The 16,919-nt window shown below is 61.9% G+C and carries 16 protein-coding genes; 9 read left to right on the plus strand and 7 right to left on the minus strand.

Annotated features, from left to right (window positions below; genetic code table 11):
* Positions 1–41: 41 nt before the first annotated feature.
* Positions 42–578, plus strand: a complete 537-nt coding sequence (locus tag M0639_RS11215) for a hypothetical protein (RefSeq protein WP_139120558.1) — start codon at positions 42–44, stop codon at positions 576–578.
* A 634-nt stretch (positions 579–1,212) separates the two neighbouring features.
* On the opposite strand, the gene M0639_RS11220 is transcribed toward M0639_RS11215, so the two are convergent.
* Positions 1,213–2,058: a hypothetical protein gene (locus tag M0639_RS11220; RefSeq protein WP_042951463.1), complete on the minus strand. Its 846-nt coding sequence runs from the start codon at positions 2,056–2,058 to the stop codon at positions 1,213–1,215.
* Positions 2,059–2,447: 389 nt separating this feature from the next.
* Here M0639_RS11220 and M0639_RS11225 point away from each other — a divergent pair, with 389 nt between their 5' ends.
* Positions 2,448–3,563: an NAD(P)/FAD-dependent oxidoreductase gene (locus M0639_RS11225; protein WP_082893270.1), complete on the plus strand. Its 1,116-nt coding sequence runs from the start codon at positions 2,448–2,450 to the stop codon at positions 3,561–3,563.
* Between the two features lie 10 nt (positions 3,564–3,573).
* Here M0639_RS11225 and M0639_RS11230 read toward each other — a convergent pair whose 3' ends face one another.
* A complete protein-coding gene (locus M0639_RS11230) occupies positions 3,574–6,108 on the minus strand; it encodes an AMP-binding protein (protein ID WP_064075190.1) in 2,535 nt (844 codons plus the stop codon).
* A gap of 178 nt (positions 6,109–6,286) precedes the next feature.
* On the opposite strand from M0639_RS11230, the gene M0639_RS11235 reads away from it, so the two are divergent.
* From M0639_RS11235 to bluB, 3 genes are all read left to right on the plus strand, one after another.
* Entirely contained in the window at positions 6,287–6,889 is a 603-nt protein-coding gene (locus tag M0639_RS11235) for a lipocalin family protein (RefSeq protein WP_003942305.1), read from the plus strand.
* An 81-nt stretch (positions 6,890–6,970) separates the two neighbouring features.
* Positions 6,971–8,023 carry a CobW family GTP-binding protein gene (locus M0639_RS11240; protein ID WP_064075191.1) on the plus strand — a complete coding sequence of 351 codons (1,053 nt, stop codon included), beginning with the start codon at positions 6,971–6,973 and terminating at the stop codon, positions 8,021–8,023.
* On the plus strand, positions 8,020–8,649 hold the full coding sequence (gene bluB / locus M0639_RS11245; RefSeq protein ID WP_007731309.1) for a 5,6-dimethylbenzimidazole synthase: 630 nt from the start codon (positions 8,020–8,022) through the stop codon (positions 8,647–8,649). The genes M0639_RS11240 and bluB overlap by 4 nt, the downstream gene beginning before the upstream one ends.
* 15 nt (positions 8,650–8,664) lie before the next feature.
* Here the strand turns inward: bluB and M0639_RS11250 are convergent, their stop codons facing one another.
* From M0639_RS11250 to M0639_RS11265, 4 genes are all read right to left on the minus strand, one after another.
* Positions 8,665–10,104 carry a DEAD/DEAH box helicase gene (locus M0639_RS11250; RefSeq protein ID WP_042450056.1) on the minus strand — a complete coding sequence of 480 codons (1,440 nt, stop codon included), beginning with the start codon at positions 10,102–10,104 and terminating at the stop codon, positions 8,665–8,667.
* A 228-nt stretch (positions 10,105–10,332) separates the two neighbouring features.
* Complete coding sequence (locus tag M0639_RS11255) at positions 10,333–10,746, minus strand: molybdenum cofactor biosynthesis protein MoaE (RefSeq protein WP_003944730.1); 414 nt, start codon at positions 10,744–10,746, stop codon at positions 10,333–10,335.
* On the minus strand, positions 10,739–11,725 hold the full coding sequence (gene moaCB, locus M0639_RS11260) for a bifunctional molybdenum cofactor biosynthesis protein MoaC/MoaB (protein ID WP_054187785.1): 987 nt from the start codon (positions 11,723–11,725) through the stop codon (positions 10,739–10,741). Before moaCB ends, M0639_RS11255 begins: the two co-directional genes overlap by 8 nt.
* 28 nt (positions 11,726–11,753) lie before the next feature.
* Positions 11,754–12,956: a molybdopterin molybdotransferase MoeA gene (locus tag M0639_RS11265; protein WP_003944714.1), complete on the minus strand. Its 1,203-nt coding sequence runs from the start codon at positions 12,954–12,956 to the stop codon at positions 11,754–11,756.
* Between the two features lie 111 nt (positions 12,957–13,067).
* Between M0639_RS11265 and moaA the strand changes: the two genes are divergently transcribed.
* The 3 genes from moaA to M0639_RS11280 all read left to right on the plus strand — a co-directional run bounded on the left by moaA (position 13,068) and on the right by M0639_RS11280 (position 15,446).
* A complete protein-coding gene (gene moaA / locus M0639_RS11270; RefSeq protein WP_007731315.1) occupies positions 13,068–14,126 on the plus strand; it encodes a GTP 3',8-cyclase MoaA in 1,059 nt (352 codons plus the stop codon).
* Complete coding sequence (locus tag M0639_RS11275; RefSeq protein WP_003944706.1) at positions 14,119–14,376, plus strand: MoaD/ThiS family protein; 258 nt, start codon at positions 14,119–14,121, stop codon at positions 14,374–14,376. The genes moaA and M0639_RS11275 overlap by 8 nt, the downstream gene beginning before the upstream one ends.
* A 314-nt stretch (positions 14,377–14,690) precedes the next feature.
* A complete protein-coding gene (locus M0639_RS11280) occupies positions 14,691–15,446 on the plus strand; it encodes a hypothetical protein (RefSeq protein WP_003944763.1) in 756 nt (251 codons plus the stop codon).
* A 25-nt stretch (positions 15,447–15,471) separates the two neighbouring features.
* Here M0639_RS11280 and nadE read toward each other — a convergent pair whose 3' ends face one another.
* Complete coding sequence (gene nadE, locus M0639_RS11285) at positions 15,472–16,296, minus strand: ammonia-dependent NAD(+) synthetase (protein WP_064075192.1); 825 nt, start codon at positions 16,294–16,296, stop codon at positions 15,472–15,474.
* Positions 16,297–16,364: 68 nt separating this feature from the next.
* Here nadE and M0639_RS11290 point away from each other — a divergent pair, with 68 nt between their 5' ends.
* Complete coding sequence (locus tag M0639_RS11290; RefSeq protein ID WP_064075207.1) at positions 16,365–16,919, plus strand: nucleosidase; 555 nt, start codon at positions 16,365–16,367, stop codon at positions 16,917–16,919.

Genomic DNA, 16,919 nt, shown 5'->3' on the forward strand with positions numbered 1-16,919 from the left:
CAGTTCCTGGAGAAATCGAACCGGGAAGGTTCGGCACCGAGGTGGTGGGGAAACTCGACGCGATCTGGATGAAATCCTTCACTCTGACCGTGGGGAAGGTGCGCCTGTGGGTCGAGGAAAGCGCTGACCGCCCGGCCGAAATCGTGGTGCCCTTTCTCGATACCTCACTCTTCTTCGAGGATGGGGACTTCGCGATGTCGGCACAAGATCTTGCGCAAGGATTCATGAGCTCGGTCGACCTGGAGAACGATGCGATGCGCGATGCGCTTGGTGACGAGGAGTTTTTCACCATCGGACGCGATCCGGCTACGGCAATAGAGCCGGAGTCGGGTGAAGCAGTCGATCTCTACCTGAAGAAGGAGGAGCCGACCGGAAACTACTTGCGCAAGATCACCCGTATTGAGATCACCGGTCCGGCGGAAGTCACTGTCGCAGAGATCCCTCTCACTCATCGTGAACTCAACGGAACCGGCTATTCGGCTGGAGCTGCAAAGCTCGGTGATCGGGCGGTGTTGGTAGTCGCGACAGAGACACCAAGCGGCGAAACAAGCCTCACCGCACGATTCGACGCTCCCTAACTAGCTGTCTCGGCTTACTCCATCCCAGGTAGGAAACTGTTCAGGCCGTGTGCGGTCCGTCGAAACAACCTTCCATCGTCCTAACGGCTTGGGCACGCCGCCGCCGCCGAACTTAAATCGAGTTTGTCTCTGCCACCATTTCCGAGCGGAACTCAACCGGTACCACTGCCAGACCTGCACGTTCGGCTCGACGAGATTGGACCGTACAAACTCGCTGCGAACGTGGTCCCGCGCGAACAGCCCCCGTACCTGGGACTCGTTGTGTCCGATGCCAAACCACACTCGGCCGGAATCGTCGTCGTAGACCTCAATCTCACAACGCAGCGGCTCGCTGGTGTTATCGAATCGGTCGGCCGACTGGCTGAGGTCCTTCCATTTCGGCTCCACTTGATCGTCCACCCACAAGTAGGTCCGAACGTCGTATCGAGTACCGAAACCGGAAGCATGAACCGACGGCTCGAACTTCCGCAAACCTCGGTCGCCGTTGATATGTGTCACCACCCCTGACCTGTTGCTCTGAAACATCAGCGCTTGAACGTCCGCTGTCCGGTTTCGTCGGTGCTCTCTGGTGTCCCGCAACAAGGCCACGAGCGCCACGAGGAGCGCCAGAACTGCGATCAGTATTGTCACCATCTCAGTTCGCCATCGATCCGCCTTGGAGGCACTCAGCCGCGTAGTCCATAGACCCGTCGCTGTAAATGCCGGTGCCCGGCTGGTAGAGCGAAGCATCAGCGCACCCGACGAGTTCGCTACCGCCAGTTCCTGTGGCTCTGCCTTCGGAATCAATCGAATTGGGGTACGGGTTCGGCAGCTTATCGACTGGATTCGTCGTCGGTACGGATTGCGGAGCTTCTGTCGTGGGCTTCGGTGCCGAGGCGGTGCTTTCAGCTGTGGCGGTGACCAGCGTTCCCTCCGGCACCCGCCACTCGATCCGAACATCTTGCCCGCTGAGATTGGACTGATAGCCGATGAACCGCGCCGTGTGCGGAATGTCGAGTGTCACCGCGCCGTCGGCGGAAGAATTGGCGGGTAGGTCGATGAACTTGCTACTCCCCGGGCTCGAACAGGGATTCGCGTCAGACAACGCGATATTCTTGACGACTTTGCCGCCAGCGTCGACGTAGTAGAAATCGGAAGGCCACAGCCACTCAGTGCTTGGCGCAGCACCGATCTCAATGAATGCGGAGAATCGATTCTTGCTGACGAGTCCAGGATGCTCACTGTTGAGCGGACAGCCCTCGATCGAGAGAGCTGTGTCGGACACGGCGAGCAAGAGCGCGCCGGTTTCATCCTTCACCTCAGCTCGCTGGCCGAGGTCGACCTCGACAGCCCCACGCTTGTTCGTTAGATCGGCTGAGGCCGTGACGGACTGCGATGACGCTTCGGGGCGCGCCGCGCCGTCGTCGGTCGATGAACAAGATGTAGCGAGGACGCTCGCCGCGATGGCACTCAACAACAGTGCAGGTACACGAGGATTCATGCTCAGATCAAACCAGACCAACTGGACGCATTGTCTCAAGAGGTGCGATCGACGTCGGCAGTCAGGACCATCGAGGCGCGGGCGTCATCGCCTGAGCGTGTCCTACTGCTGTCCTAGGACACCTGACTACTGCGGCACACGTACTAGACACATCAGACGGAAAAGACTGAAAGCGTGGACGTTTCGGAACGCACTGAACGCACGCTTACAGGTCGATTCACACTGGCAGTGTGGGGGTCAGGGGTTCGAGTCCCCTTAGCTCCACCCGAACAAATGCTCTGCACCAATCGGTGCAGAGCATTTGTTGTTTCGTGCGCAATACTGTCCGCGGTGAGGCTTGATCATCCCGTGCATTCTCGGCATGGGGACCGTCGGCGGAACGGAGAACCATGAGTGCACACGTGGCGATAATCGGGGCAGGATATGCGGGCGTCATGGCAGCGAAGCGACTGCTGCGAACTCGGTCGGACATCACGGTGAGCGTCGTGAATCCGCGCCCACACTTCGTGCAAAGAATCAGGCTCCATCAGATGATTGCGGCTGGCTACGACGCGACGGTCTCGTTCGACAGGGCCTTGCCGCGTACTGCACACCGAGTATTCGGGACGGTGACGGACATCGACGCCGCGGTCAGCAGGCTTACCCTCGACGACGGCAGCGTGCTCGACTACGACTACTTGGTCTACGCAGTCGGAAGTAGGCAGTTACCCAGCACTATCGGCGGGGCGGCGGACCACGGGTTCAGCGTCTCCGAATTCGAGGACGCGGTTCGCCTCGAATCCAGAATGGCGACACTCGACGGGAAGGCTACGGTCTGCGTTGTCGGCGGCGGTCTCACCGGAATCGAGACTGCCGCAGAATTGGCTGAGCAGCGAAGCAGCCGAATCACTTTGGTGACCGGAGGAATCGTGGCCCCGGATCTGTCAGAGCGTGCGCGATCTGCAATTCTCAGAACATTGACCGATCTTGGGGTCGACATCGTCACCGAATCCCGGGTTACACGGATTGACGGTTCGTCCTGCGAGCTTGCGGGAGGCGCACGGGTGGAGGCAGATTGCACGATTCTCGCGACAGAATTCGGGGTCCCCGATCTGGCGCGCCGAAGTGGCCTTCCCGTCGACGGTCTCGGTCGTCTGAAGGTCGACGACCGACTCGAATGCTCGTCCCACCCCAAAATCGTCGGTGCGGGTGATGCTGTCGCAGTCGGTGATCTTTCACTGAGGATGAGTTGTCAGGCTGCGATTCCCTTGGGAGTCCATGCGGCCGAGACGATCCTGCATCGACTCGAAGGTTCCGCGCCGCGCCCGGTGGCTCCGAAGTTCGCAGGCCGGTGCATCAGTCTCGGGAGGCGGCGAGGTGTGTTCCAGCGGACCACTCGTGTCGACGACGCAACGGGCATGTTCATCGCAGGCAGGGCGGGTGCGTTCGTCAAGGAACGAGTGTGTTCATCGACGACCGACTGGGCACTCACTCCGCGCCGCTCTTTCTTCTACAGCTGGACATGAGCAGCGCTGGTCACGCTCGATCACAGACTCGATCGATGATCGCCGCAGTCTTGCGGACGTACGGTTGGCGGACGACGTCTTCGTGGCACGCGTCGACGTCGTCGAAATCCAGTGAGCCTGTGGCAATGAGTGACCAGATCTCGCGTCCACGGTTGTTGGTGGCTCCACGGATCACGGTGACGGGCGCGGCGCATGCTCGTATCCGATGCTTCCGGAGCGCCTGGCCTCCGATGTAGAGGAACACGGTCCACTGGGTGGCCGGCGGGTACTGCAGAATGCCGGCGAACAGCGTGCGGATCCACATGGCCGCGACGGTGCGTCTGGTCGGCTTCCAGAGGGCATTGGTGGATGGTTGTGGTGCAAGGTCGACGATCGACGGATCCAAAGTGATGCCCGCTCGACCAGCCAGTCGTGCGGCAGCCTCGGTGGAGATTCTGGTGTCGAGAACGGTGACGTGTTCGACAGTGTCACCTGACTCGGACAGCTGTGTCGCCATTTCCAGCGCCACGTAGCCGCCGTACGAGTATCCGGCGAGGAGGTATGGCCCGGTGGGCTGAATCTTCTTGATTTCGAAAATGAAACGGCGGGCGCTTGCTTTCACCGACCGGTCGGGTAGTCCGCGAGATTCGAAGCCGTGTGGCTGAAGTGCGTAAACCGGCCGATCGGTGTGAAGCGCTTTCGACAAGGTGGACAGCGTCGTCGATGGGCACCCCGCTCCGTTCATGATGAACAGCGGTCGCCCGGAGCCTTCGAGCTTCAGTGGCACCATCGTGTTGTGACAGACGCGATCATCGGGATCGATTCTGCGCCGATCCACCAGCGCTGCAAGGTCTTTGACGGTACTGGCGGCCGCGAACTCCGCCGCCGTGATCCGGATCCGGAACATGTCGTGAATCTTTGCCACCACTTCGGTTGAAGCAAGCGAGTCGCCGCCGAGTTCGAAGAAGTCGTCCTCACGGTCGATGGAGTCGATACCGAGAATCGACTCCCAGATCGAGGACAACCACAATTCGGCGGGCCCGGCGAGAGTCGGTGGAGTGGACCGCACCTCGACGGAGGGCAGCGCTGTTCGATCGACCTTTCCTCTTTCGTTGAGGGGCAACGCCGGCATCAGAACAAAATGTCGGGGGAGCATCCAGGCCGGCAGATATGTCGCCAATTCGCGCCGCATCTCGGCGCCCGACCGTGCCATCACGGCTTTGGTCAGGACCACGTAGGCGACGATCTCCGGTCGATCGTTCTCGAGGACGACGGCCACGAAAACATCGGCGACGCCGGGAATTCGACGAATATGCGCCTCGACTTCCATCGGTTCCACCAGGTAGCCCCGAATCTTGACGGCGTCGTCGACGCGTCCCCGAAGTTGCAGTTCTCCGCGTTCGTCGATGCGGCCCCGGTCACCGGTCCGGTAGATGCTCACTCCGTCGCCCAGGCGCGTGAATCGTGTTGCAGTTCGATCCGGGTCGCCGTGGTATCCGTCGGCAAGATCACTGGAGACAACCTGAATCTCTCCGATCTCTCCGTCGGGGAGAGGCACGCCGTTCACATCGACGATCTGTACGTCCTTGCCGTCGCGAGCACGTCCGGCCGGTACCACTCCGACGGGTAGTTCGGAATGTGGTGGGAACGCGTTGTACGCGACGACACCGGTCTCGGTGGTGGCCAGCCAGTTGACGTACGTGACGCGAGCGAAGCCGTGACTGCGATGGCGCGCGTAGTCCTCGCCGTGAACTGCTTCCCCGTACGTTACGACGACGCGTAGGGAACCGATCGAATCATCATTTGCTGCATCGCAATCGAGATCCGACCACGCCCGCAGAAAGGACGGCGCACAGTGCGTGGTCGTGATCGAATTCTCGATCAGCCAGTCGTCGATTCCCGAGACGCCGTCGATACGTGGATCCCAGCAGAAGACCGTGACTCCGTTCATCAGGCCCATGATCAGGGCCGTGATTCCGGCTCCGAAACTGACGGGCAACAGGTTCCCGATGTGATCATCGGGTCGCAGGTCGATTGCTGCGGCAAGTTCGTCGGCCTTGTTCAGGCACATGGAGTGGCTCAACACGACTCCCTTGGGTGCCCCGCTGGTGCCTGACGTGAACGCGATCATGGCAGGGTCGGAACTCGATGGTTCCAACGCGCTGTCGAATCTGAAGCCCGTCGCAGCAGACTCGTCGAGTATCGACTGCAGCGCGACGGCGCCCGAGGTGCTCATGATGTGCGCTCGGCGGGCCTCGGGGAGTTGTGGGTCGATCATGACCAAGGGCCGACCGGAAATCAGAGTGGCGAGGATGGCGGGCACCGACTCGGCCGTTGGTTCGAGATCGACCGCAACCGGGCGTGCCCCGTGTGACCCACGTAGGCGAAGTTCGCGGACCAATGCGTCGGTCCGGAGTTCGAGTTCGGCGAAAGTGATCCGGTCGCGCGGAGTCACGACGGCAACGGCGTCGTGCTGCATAGAGGTGACGCGGCGCCACCTCGACTCGATCGTCTCGTCGATGACTGCATAGCGAGTGCGTTCTAGACCTAAGTCGACAACCTTCATCACAGTAGCTCCGTCCGACTTTCAGCTATCTTTTAGCAAAGACTACATAAGGTTTGTGAAGTAGGTCCATAACAAACCAAAAGTAGTTTTACATACCGCCCCATCCTCCAGTCCGTCAGCTCCGAATGTCTTGAGGAACCAATGCCGATCGAGCGTTGTGCAGACGAGGAGCAGTGACATGAAGTGGTCGGGGCGAAGTGCGATTGCGATTGCGGGAGTGTGCGCCGCAGTGACGATGTTTTCGGGAACCGCGCAGGCGAGCCCAATCTGGGAACCCTTGCAGCCGGTGGCGAACCTGGACGTCGCGCGCTACGTAGGGGAATGGAACCAGGTGGCGGCGATTCCTCAGCCCTTCAACCTCGCGTGCGCGAAGGACACCCGGGCGAGTTACGGGATTGTCGATTCCACGAACGTGAGCGTGAAGAACACGTGTACGACGTGGACCGGTCAAGCCAACGAGATCGTCGGGAATGCCCGGGTTACCGATCCAGCAACGGGTGCCCAGTTGCATGTGAGCTTCCCCGGGGTGCCCTCACAGGAAAGCTTGGACGGCCCACCCAACTACATCGTCACCTACATTGCCGACGACTATTCGTGGGCACTGGTGGGCGATCCGCTCAGGCTTTCCGGGTTCGTGCTCTCACGGTCGGCGGTCATCGACGCGGCAGGCTGGAGTGAGATCCGCCGGGTCGCCGAATCCCGTGGATACAACGCATGCACGATCCTGACGTCACCGACCACCGAGGGCACGTCGGACATCCGTCCGCTCTGCACGGTGTGAGTCTGCTGTCAGCGTGAACCTTCCGGAGCCACACTCCACTACGATCACTGATCGGTACGTGTGGTTTCGGAAGGTTGTGTGGTGGCGAAGAAGCAGATTCCCGTAATAGTCGTCGCAGGCTTTCTCGGTTCGGGCAAGACGACGCTGCTCAACCATCTTCTGCGTAACAACGACGGTGTACGCATCGGCGTGATCGTCAACGACTTCGGCTCCGTCAACATCGACTCGATGATGGTCGCCGGTCAGGTCGATTCGATGGTCTCTCTCAGCAACGGCTGTTTGTGCTGCGCTGTCGACGTCTCGGACATGGACGAGATGCTGAACAAGTTGGCGCACCGGCAGTCCGGGATCGACGTGATCGTCATCGAGGCCAGCGGGCTTGCCGAGCCGCGGAACATGATTCGACTCGTCCTCGGAAGTGAGAACCCGTCGGTCGTCTACGGCGGCCTGGTAGTCCTGGTCGACGGAGCCAATTTCTCCACCGTTCGCCGCGAACATCCCGAGCTCGATCAACATGTCCGCCTGGCAGACCTGGTGGTAGTCAACAAGATCGACAGCGTTCCGGTCGCCGAACGCGAGCGATTCACGGCCGAAATTCATAAGTTGAATCCGCGAGCGCCGATGGTGGAAACCTCGCACTCGCGGATAGACCCCGCTCTGTTGTTCGATACCGGCGAGGTGACCCCTCCGGCTCCGGGCGATCAACTGAGCCTCGACGAGCTCCTGCGCGACGGGCACGACGACGATCACGAGGACGGCTCGTGTCACCACGATCACCTGCACCACCGCTACGAATCGGTTGATTTCGCATCGGAGACGCCTCTCGATGCCAGGGCTCTGACGCACTTTCTCGAGAATCAGCCGTCGGGTGTTTACCGCATCAAGGGCTTCGTGAACTTCGAGATTCCGGGCTACACAGGAAAATTCGAGATCCAATCGGTGGGTGATCATGTCCGGATCACGCCGCTGCGATGGAAGTCGGGCGAACCTCGAACCACGCAACTGGTCGTGATCGGTACCGGGATGGATTCGGGGGCGGTCGGCAGCGCGCTCCGCGCCTGCGTGCGCGAAGAAACGGTCGAACCGCACCCCGACGCCATGCTGGGATTGCACCGCTATACCGTCGGGGCGTGAGTGAATCAGCTGTATCCGTGTACGAAGCGATTCGGCGACGGCGAGACGTTCGCGCCGAGTTCTCGGGAGAGATCGTCCCCGACGAAACTCTGATGCGCATTCTCGACGCCGCCCATCGCGCGCCGAGCGTGGGAAACACGCAACCGTGGGATTTTGTCGTCGTTCGTAATCCGGAGACGCTCGACACCTTTGCGGCACACGTCGCCGATGCCCGGGTGAAATTCGCGCAGTCCTTGCCCGAGGATCGCCGCTCGACGTTCGACCCCATCAAGATCGAGGGAATCGCCGAGAGTGGTACCGGCATCGTCGTCACTTACGACCCGTCGCGCGGTGGCCCGAACATCCTCGGCCGTCATACCGTCGACGACACCGGGCTGTTCTCGGCGGTACTGGCAATTCAGAATTTGTGGCTCGCCGCGGTAGCCGAGGAGATCGGCATCGGCTGGGTTTCGTTCTACGACGAGAAGTACCTCACCGAACTCATGGGCATTCCGTCACCCGTTCGCCCCATTGCGTGGCTGTGCGTCGGGAAGGTGACCGAGTTTCAACAGGTTCCGGATCTCGAGCGCTTCGGATGGCGACAGCGCCGGCCATTGGCCGACGCTGTCCACTACGAAACCTATTGAGTTGTACCGGGTGGCCTAGCGAGCGGGACGGCCCCCGGTGGAGCCTGCGGTGCGAGCGCCGCCGCCGGTGCGGGGACGGCGAGCGCCGCCGCCTGCATGTTCCTGACGAGCAGCTCCGCCGGTGCGAGCACCGCGTGACTGACCGCCCTGTCCGGAGCGAGCCTGACCCGAACGTGCTGCGCCGCCGCGTCCACCCTGGCCGGCGGGACGCTGCCCGCGTCCACCGTTCGGCTGGGCAGGAGCCTTCGGAGCCGGCGTGACGTGCGGTGCGATGTCGCCGACCAACTTGACGACGTGCTCGGAGTTGGCAGTCGAACGGACCGGGGTCACCTTGATGGCTGCCTTGCGCATGAGGATCGCAAGATCCTTACGCTGCTCGGGCAGAACCACGGTGACCACGTCGCCGGCGCTGCCTGCGCGAGCGGTGCGACCACTGCGGTGCAGGTAAGCCTTGTGCTCGGCCGGCGGATCGACGTGGACGACCAACTCGACGTCGTCGACGTGGACGCCACGCGCTGCGACGTCGGTGGCGACGAGGACGCGCGCTTCACCGGCGGAGAATGCCGCCAGGTTACGGTCGCGAGCAGCCTGCGAGAGGTTGCCGTGAAGGTCAACGGACGGGATGCCCGACTCGGTGAGCTGGCGAGCCAACTTGCGAGCCTGGTGCTTGGTGCGCATGAACAGGATGCGACGACCGGTACCGGAAGCGAGCTTCTCGACCAGAGCCTTCTTGGCTTCGACGCCGTCGACGTCGAACACGTGGTGCGTCATTGCGGCGACGGGGGAGTTGGCCTCGTCGACCGAATGCATGACCTCGTTCTTGAGGAAACGCTTGACGAGCTTGTCGACGCCGTTGTCCAGCGTTGCCGAGAACAGTAGACGCTGCCCGTCCTGCGGGGTGGACGAGAGGATGCGGGTGACGACGGGCAGGAAGCCGAGGTCGGCCATGTGGTCGGCCTCGTCGAGCACGGTGATCTCGACGGCGTCGAGACTGACGAACTTCTGCTTCATGAGGTCTTCGAGGCGACCGGGGCAGGCGACGACGATGTCGACTCCGGCCTTGAGAGCCTGAACCTGGCGGTGCTGCGAGACACCACCGAAGATCGTGGTTACGCGCAAGTCGTATGCGGCGGCCAACGGTTCGAGGGTTGCGGTGATCTGGGTGGCGAGCTCACGCGTCGGTGCGAGCACCAGGCCGAGCGGTCGACCCGGACGACGCTTTCCTCCGGACAGTTCGCCGGCGAGGCGGGAGACCATGGGGATGGAGAACGCGAGGGTCTTGCCGCTTCCGGTCTTTCCGCGGCCCAGTACGTCGCGCCCCGAGAGAGTGTCGGGGAGGGTGTCGATCTGGATCGGGAACGGAGAAGTGATTCCGCCGTCTTCGAGAGCTTTCACCAGCGGTGCGCGCACACCGAGGGCTGCGAAGGTGGTAGCGGGCGTAGAGATGTCAGACAAGTGTGTTCAGAGCCTTTCGGGCACGTGTTCGTGCCCGGATGCCGACACGGGAATTAACCGGTCGAACAATCAAGCACAGTGGTGGCGGCGCTGCCGGTCGGCAGGCTTCTTCGCCGTAAGAAGAGCGGGTGCATTGAGCACTCAGCAAGAAAATTTGCGTTCTACGACGCTGGATGCCCGATTTCAGGCACCTAGTGATCGCAACTCTACCTTCCCGGAGCGTTCGACCTACAACCCGACCCATTCGGAGACGCCGTTCGCGAAGTGTTGCCGCTTCCAGATCGGTACCTCGTGCTTGATGCGCTCCACCAGTTCGGCGCACGCGGCAAACGCCTCCGCTCGATGCGGCGCGGCGACGGCGGCGACCAGTGCGAGATCACCGATCTCGAGGTGACCGACGCGATGGATCGCAGCAACCGGCAGGCCGGTCGAGGCCGCAACCTCTTGGCAGCACGTCTCGAGGAAGCGTTCGGCATCCGGATGCGCTTGGTACTCCAACGCCGAAACCGCTTGACCTCCATCGTGATTGCGCACCGTTCCCGTGAACACCACAACAGCGCCGTTCTTCGGACCGGCAACGGCGGCGTCGACGGTGTCTGCGTGAATCGGTTGCTCGGAGATCCGAGCCAATAGCTCACTCATCGTGCGCTCCTCCGCCTGCGACCTGCGCGAGCAGGTGATCGATGATGGGTCCGAGGACGGCGAGACCGTCCTTCACTCCACCGGGAGAACCCGGAAGATTGACGATGACCGTCGTACCTGTGAGACCTGCCACACCACGGCTCAGCGACGCGTGCGGTGTCTTCTCGAGGCCCTTGGTCCGGATCGCTTCTGCGACGCCGGGCAACTCACGGGTCAAGACTGCCCGGGTAGCTTCCGGGGTGGCATCCGTGGGGGAAGCCCCGGTGCCGCCGGTACTGATGACGAGTGACGGGGAGCCCTCCTTGGCGTCAGCGATGCCCGCCGCGATGTCTGCGTCGGCGTACACAAGCGGTCCACGTACCTCGAAGTCCCGTTCACGTAGCCAGGTCGCGATCGTGGGTCCGGTGGTGTCGGGTCTGGTGCCGTTCGCACCGCCGGTGGAAGCCACGAGGACGGTCGCGGACCGTGCCGAGGTGAAGGTGTGCGCCGGAGCTGTCTGTGCGTTCTGAGTGTCGCGGGTCCAATGTCCGCGCTTACCACCGTCTTTGGTGAGCAGACGAACACCGTTCATGGTAGCTCCGGGGTCCACCGCTTTGACCATGTCGTGCAAGGTCAGGCCGGCTACCGCGACGGCGGTGAGTGCTTCCATCTCGACGCCGGTCTGTCCGCGAGTCTTCGCCGTCGCCTCGACGGTGATCGATGTTTCGGTGAACCCGAATTCCACCTTGACCGACGAGAGCGCGAGTTGATGACACAGCGGGATCAGTTCGGAGGTCTTCTTCGCACCGGCGATTCCGGCGATGCGCGCGGTGGTGAGGACATCAGCCTTGGGCATGCCGTCGGCGCGGACGAGGCGAACTACCTCGGCGGTCGTGACGAGTTCGCCGGCAGCGACGGCGATACGCGTCGTCTCGGCCTTGGCGCTGACGTCGACCATGCGCGCTCGGCCCTCGCTGTCGACGTGTGTCAATTCGGTCATCAGTGTCCTTTGAATCAGATCGAGTGAATCAGATCGAGGAAGTCGAGAGCGGGACGACGTCGACGAGATCGCCCGCGCCGAGCTCGGTCACGGCGGCGGGGATGTCGATCAGGACGTCGGCCCACGCCATGGCTGCAACAAGGTGCGATCCGGGTCCGGCAACGAGTTCGATTCCGTCCGCAGTTCTGCGTGCCCGCAGGAACTGCCGCTTGCCGTCCACCGAACGCAGCGGTGCAGTCAACGGGAGTCGCTCGCGCGGGATCTCGGGCAGGCCCGCGGCCCGGCGCAGTTCGCCCCGTGCGAAGACCTCGAAGGAGACCATCGTGCTCACCGGGTTGCCCGGGAAGCTCAGTACCGGCACTTCGTTCACCACTGCAGTGCCTTGCGGACCGCCCGGCTGCATTGCGACGTGGCCGAAGTGTGCTCCCAGAGGCGTGAGAGTTTCCTTCACCACCTCGAAGTCGCCCATGGACACTCCGCCGGAGGTGAACACCAGATCAGCGACCGAGGTTGCGTACGAGAGCAATTCGCGGAACTCGGCGGGGTCGTCGCTGCTTCGGGCGACGGATACGACATCGGCGCCGTTGGCTTCGGCCAATGTTGCCAAAGCTGGACCGTTGGAATCGTAGATCTCACCGGGTTCGAGAGTTGTTCCGGCACTTTTCAGTTCGGCGCCCGTCGTAATTATCGCGACCCGTGGCTTCGTGTAGGTGTCGAGCGAGGCCAAGCCCACAGCACTCAGCGCGGCGATATGGCGAGGTTCCAAGTGTGTTCCGGCCGTGACCAGTAGCATTCCGGCGGTGATGTCGCTGCCACGTTCGCGTACGAATTCGCCTACCGACCTGCCCCGTTCGATCGTGACGACGTGCTCGGTGACACCCGTTGTGTCCTCGACCGGAACAACGGCGTCGGCACCCTCGGGGAGCGGAGCACCGGTCATGATGCGAAATGCCGATCCTGGAAGGTGTTTCGGTGGTTTTCCGCTTCCAGCGGCGATCACGCCTCGAACCGTCAGTGTGGTCGGAACCGAGGCCACAGAAGCAGCATCGACGGCATACCCGTCCATCTGCGAGTTGCGGAAGAGTGGCAGGTCTACCGGCGATGCGATATCCGAGCAAGTTATGCGCCCCAACGCTTCTGCCGTCGGAACTGCCGTCGGAGAGAGGGTGTGCAGGCCGGTGAGCAATCCGGAGATGTGCGACGCGTGTTCCTCGACCGAACGCGCGCTCATGACAGTAACCTCGACAACCTCGACATGTTTTGATCCTAGGCGGTGTGGTCCGTCCGACACACGGAGTACGGCTTTCGGTCATACTGGAGCAATACGGAAGTTGGTGAAGTGATGACAGTGGTCTCGATGGGAATTCCCACCGTGCGGTTCGACGCTGCCTCCCTCGCCGGTCGTCCCGAGACGGATCTCCTGGTCGACAGGTTCGGGCGTGTTGCCAGAGATCTGCGAGTCTCGATCACCGAGAAGTGTTCACTTCGTTGCACGTATTGCATGCCGGAGGAAGGCTTGCCGGCCATCGCTGCGGAAGATCTTCTGAGTGCCGACGAGATCATTCGAGTAGTCGGAATCGGCGTCGAACGAGTCGGTATTCGCGAGGTGAGATTCACCGGCGGCGAACCGCTGATGCGTAGTGACCTCGAAAAGATCATCGGGGGGTGCGCCGCGCGCGTGCCAGGAATTCCACTTTCCATGACTACCAACGCCGTTGGGCTCGAACATCGTGCGGCGAAGTTGGCTGCAGCTGGTTTGACTCGCATCAATGTTTCCCTGGATTCGGTTGATCGCGCCCATTTCGCTGAATTGACGCGTCGAGACAGGTTGCCGTCCGTTCTCGCGGGAATTCGAGCGGCAGCTGCGGCCGGGCTCGCGCCACTGAAGATCAATGCGGTGCTGATGCGTGAAACGCTCCACGGCGCGGCGGATCTTTTGCAGTGGTGCCTCGAAGCCGGCGTCGAATTGCGCTTTATCGAGCAAATGCCTCTGGACGCAGACCATGCATGGGCACGCGAGAACATGGTGACCGCGGCTGAATTGTTGTCCGTTTTGGGAAGCCGTTTCGAATTGGAAGCAATCGGCCGTGAAGATCCGTCGGCTCCTGCCGAAGAATGGCGTGTCGACGGGACCACGATGACGGTAGGGATCATCGCTTCCGTGACCCGCTCGTTCTGCAGTGAATGCGATCGGACGCGAATGACCGCAGAGGGAACAATTCGGTCATGTCTGTTCAGTGACCGTGAAGTTGATCTGCGTGCCGCGCTCAGGGCCGGAGCAAGTGACGACGAACTAGCGGATTTGTGGCGCGGTGCGATGTGGAACAAGTGGGCTGGGCACGGCATCGACGCCGCGGACTTCGTTCCGCCGGAAAGAAGTATGGGAGCGATCGGTGGCTGATCCGCATTCGATCTCGGTTCGTTACTTTGCTGCTGCAGCGGATGTATCCGGTTGCCGTAGCGAGGTAGTCGCCATCTCGCCTGACAACACACTTGCCGAGTTGGTGGCGGTGCTGGTCGGGCGATACGGACCGGAGATGGAGCGAGTGCTGTCGGTCTCGGCTTTCCTCGTCGGTGACGAGTTGACCCGCGACGTCTCTCGAGCCTCCGGTAGCGCTGTCGATATTCTTCCGCCTTTCGCTGGAGGCTAGTTCGAGAATTGCCGGCGTAGCTATTTGTGGGCTGCCGACGTATTGTCCTTTTTCGGTTTGCCGGTCCAAATATTCATATCTTGATCACTCCAGCTCAAGTGGCATCTATCTCCGTTTTCTCCATTGTTGGTCAATTGTCCAGCATTGGTCGTTTTGTTTAGTTTCTCCTACTTTTGGGGGAGCGAATGCACTTCGAATTGCCAAGGTGAATTGTCATCTGTTTGGATGACAAAAGAAATACCTTCGCTGTTGGTAATTGTCGACATGTGTTAATTTTGGCGCAATTCCACTCGGGATATGTGAAAGGTATTTCAATGTCGATTAATTCCACGCGCCGTGTCGGAGTCGTCGTAGCACTCCTCGGGGCAGCTGCACTCACCGCTCCGGCAATTGCTACTGCGCTTCCGTCCACCGGTTCTCTCGGCTCTTCTGCGCCGGAAGCCTCCTGCTCGACCCTGTCCACCGAAGCGACGCCGAACGGTTGGGGCATCCCGTTCACCGACGAGAAGGATCAGACCGCGTCGTACTCGGCCGACAACGTTCTCGACAAGGACGGCTCACTGAAGCTGGCCGTTGACGGTACCGGCGATCGTTCGGTTTCCTACCATTCGGCCGGCGGTATCAAGCTGTCCGACGCAGTCGGCAAGGCGATCGGCTTTGCCGAGCGCGCCGCCACGCCGACTGCGGCGTTCCAGCTCCGCCTCACCGGAACGACCGGCGGAAAGTTCGAGAACGGATTCACCACCCTGGTGTGGGTCCCGGGACCCGACGCCACGCCGACAGCTGACGGCGGCGTTCACGCGGATCTCCAGAAGGGCGTGTGGTGGAGCACTCAGAACATCGACGGCGCCAAGGACCGCGTGTCAGTGCCTTTGGCTGACATCGTCGCCGCGAACCCGAACGCGGTAGTCGACCACTACGGCGTCAGTGTGGGCACCGGTTCCGCCGCCACGTCGACGCTGGTCGATGCAGTGCAGTTCAACGGATGCACCACCAACTTCGCGAAGAAGGATCCGGCTTCGGGAACGGGTTCGCTGGGCGACGTCTTCGGCAGCCTGTTCGGTAGCTAGTCGCTGGTAAGAGCTCTGGTAGGAGTTACTTCCACCAGTCATCGAGGGGTGTGACCGGCACCGTGCGCTTGTGACGAGTGTTGGTGAACATCTTCTCGAGCTTCTCGGCTACCTCGGAGGAAACGTCCTTTCCTTCGAGGTAGTCGTCTATCTGTGAGTACGTGACGCCGAGGGCAACTTCGTCGGGTAGCGCGGGTCGGTCGTCCTCGAGGTCGGCGGTCGGCACCTTGCGCCACGTGCTCTCGGGTGCGCCCAATTCCTGCAGCAATGCAGCGCCCTGGCGTTTGCTCAAGCCGGTGAGCGGCGTGATGTCGACACCGCCGTCACCGAATTTCGTGAAGAAGCCGGTAATCGCTTCTGCGGCGTGGTCGGTACCGATCACGAGGTAGCCGAGCTGACCGGCAATCGCATACTGGATGACCATTCGTTCGCGCGCCTTGATGTTGCCGCGGACGAAGTCGCGCAGTTCGCCGTTTCCCAGCGCCTCGGAGGCCTCACGGGCTGTCGCGTCGGCGCCAGGCTTGACGTTGACCGTGAGAGAGCGGTCCGGCTTGATGAAGCCGAGCGCGATCTGAGCATCGGATTCGTCGGCCTGAGCGCCATACGGGAGTCGAACGGCGACGAACTCGGCCTCGAGGCCCTCTTCGCGAAGTTCCGTGACCGCGCGTTGGGCGAGGGCTCCGGCGAGCGTGCTGTCCTGACCGCCGCTGATTCCCAGAACGAACCCTTTGGCGGGGGTCGAGCGCACGTAGTCCTTCAGGAACTGGACTCGCGCGCGAACCTCCGCTGCGGCGTCGATTGTCGGCTTTGTGCCGAGTTCTTCGATGATGCTTTCACGCAGTGTGGCCATGAATGGACTCTAGCGATGTGAGCAGGCGCGTGCAGTGCCACCGTATCCGGGGCGGTACGGTCGCGCACATGAGTGCGAACAACGTTCTGGTGGTCAGTGCGACGAAGTCGGAAGCGGCATACGTGCCGCAAGGATACGAACTGCTGATCACGGGGATTGGAAAGGTCAGTGCTGCAACAGCAGTCGCCTCTGCTCTCGCGCGGGACGAGCGGGATGATCTGCCGCTGGTCGTCAACATCGGGACAGCCGGTGCGCTGCACGCGCACCACGGCGGCCTCTATGTTCCCGGCGTCGTCATCAATCACGACATCAGCAGCACCGCGATCCGAGCGCTGGGGCACGACGTCGCGGACCGTTTGGTGCTCGCCGGCGGTGACGACTCGGTGTTGGCGACCGGCGACGCATTCATCGCCGACGCTGCAACCCGGGACGCCCTTGCACAGCGAGCCGATCTGGTCGACATGGAGGGGTTTGCCATCGCATTCGCCGCGCAGGCTGCGGGTGCTACCTGCCGACTCGTCAAACACGTCAGCGATCACGCGGACGACTCGGCCTTGGACTGGCCCGCGATGATCGATGCCAGCGCCCGCGAGTTGGGGCGCTGGCTGCTCGACAACGTCTGA

The organism is Rhodococcus qingshengii JCM 15477, from assembly GCF_023221595.1.
GTDB classification, from domain to species: Bacteria; Actinomycetota; Actinomycetes; order Mycobacteriales; family Mycobacteriaceae; genus Rhodococcus_F; species Rhodococcus_F qingshengii.

Coding starts and splice junctions, on each gene's coding strand:
- M0639_RS11220 (WP_042951463.1), bottom strand. CDS start 2,058: ATGAATCCTCGTGTACCTGCACTGTTGTTGAGTGCCATCGCGGCGAGC.
- M0639_RS11225 (WP_082893270.1), top strand. CDS start 2,448: ATGAGTGCACACGTGGCGATAATCGGGGCAGGATATGCGGGCGTCATG.
- M0639_RS11230 (WP_064075190.1), bottom strand. CDS start 6,108: ATGAAGGTTGTCGACTTAGGTCTAGAACGCACTCGCTATGCAGTCATC.
- M0639_RS11235 (WP_003942305.1), top strand. CDS start 6,287: ATGAAGTGGTCGGGGCGAAGTGCGATTGCGATTGCGGGAGTGTGCGCC.
- M0639_RS11255 (WP_003944730.1), bottom strand. CDS start 10,746: ATGAGTGAGCTATTGGCTCGGATCTCCGAGCAACCGATTCACGCAGAC.
- moaCB (WP_054187785.1), bottom strand. CDS start 11,725: ATGACCGAATTGACACACGTCGACAGCGAGGGCCGAGCGCGCATGGTC.
- M0639_RS11265 (WP_003944714.1), bottom strand. CDS start 12,956: ATGAGCGCGCGTTCGGTCGAGGAACACGCGTCGCACATCTCCGGATTG.
- moaA (WP_007731315.1), top strand. CDS start 13,068: ATGACAGTGGTCTCGATGGGAATTCCCACCGTGCGGTTCGACGCTGCC.
- M0639_RS11280 (WP_003944763.1), top strand. CDS start 14,691: ATGTCGATTAATTCCACGCGCCGTGTCGGAGTCGTCGTAGCACTCCTC.
- nadE (WP_064075192.1), bottom strand. CDS start 16,296: ATGGCCACACTGCGTGAAAGCATCATCGAAGAACTCGGCACAAAGCCG.
- M0639_RS11290 (WP_064075207.1), top strand. CDS start 16,365: ATGAGTGCGAACAACGTTCTGGTGGTCAGTGCGACGAAGTCGGAAGCG.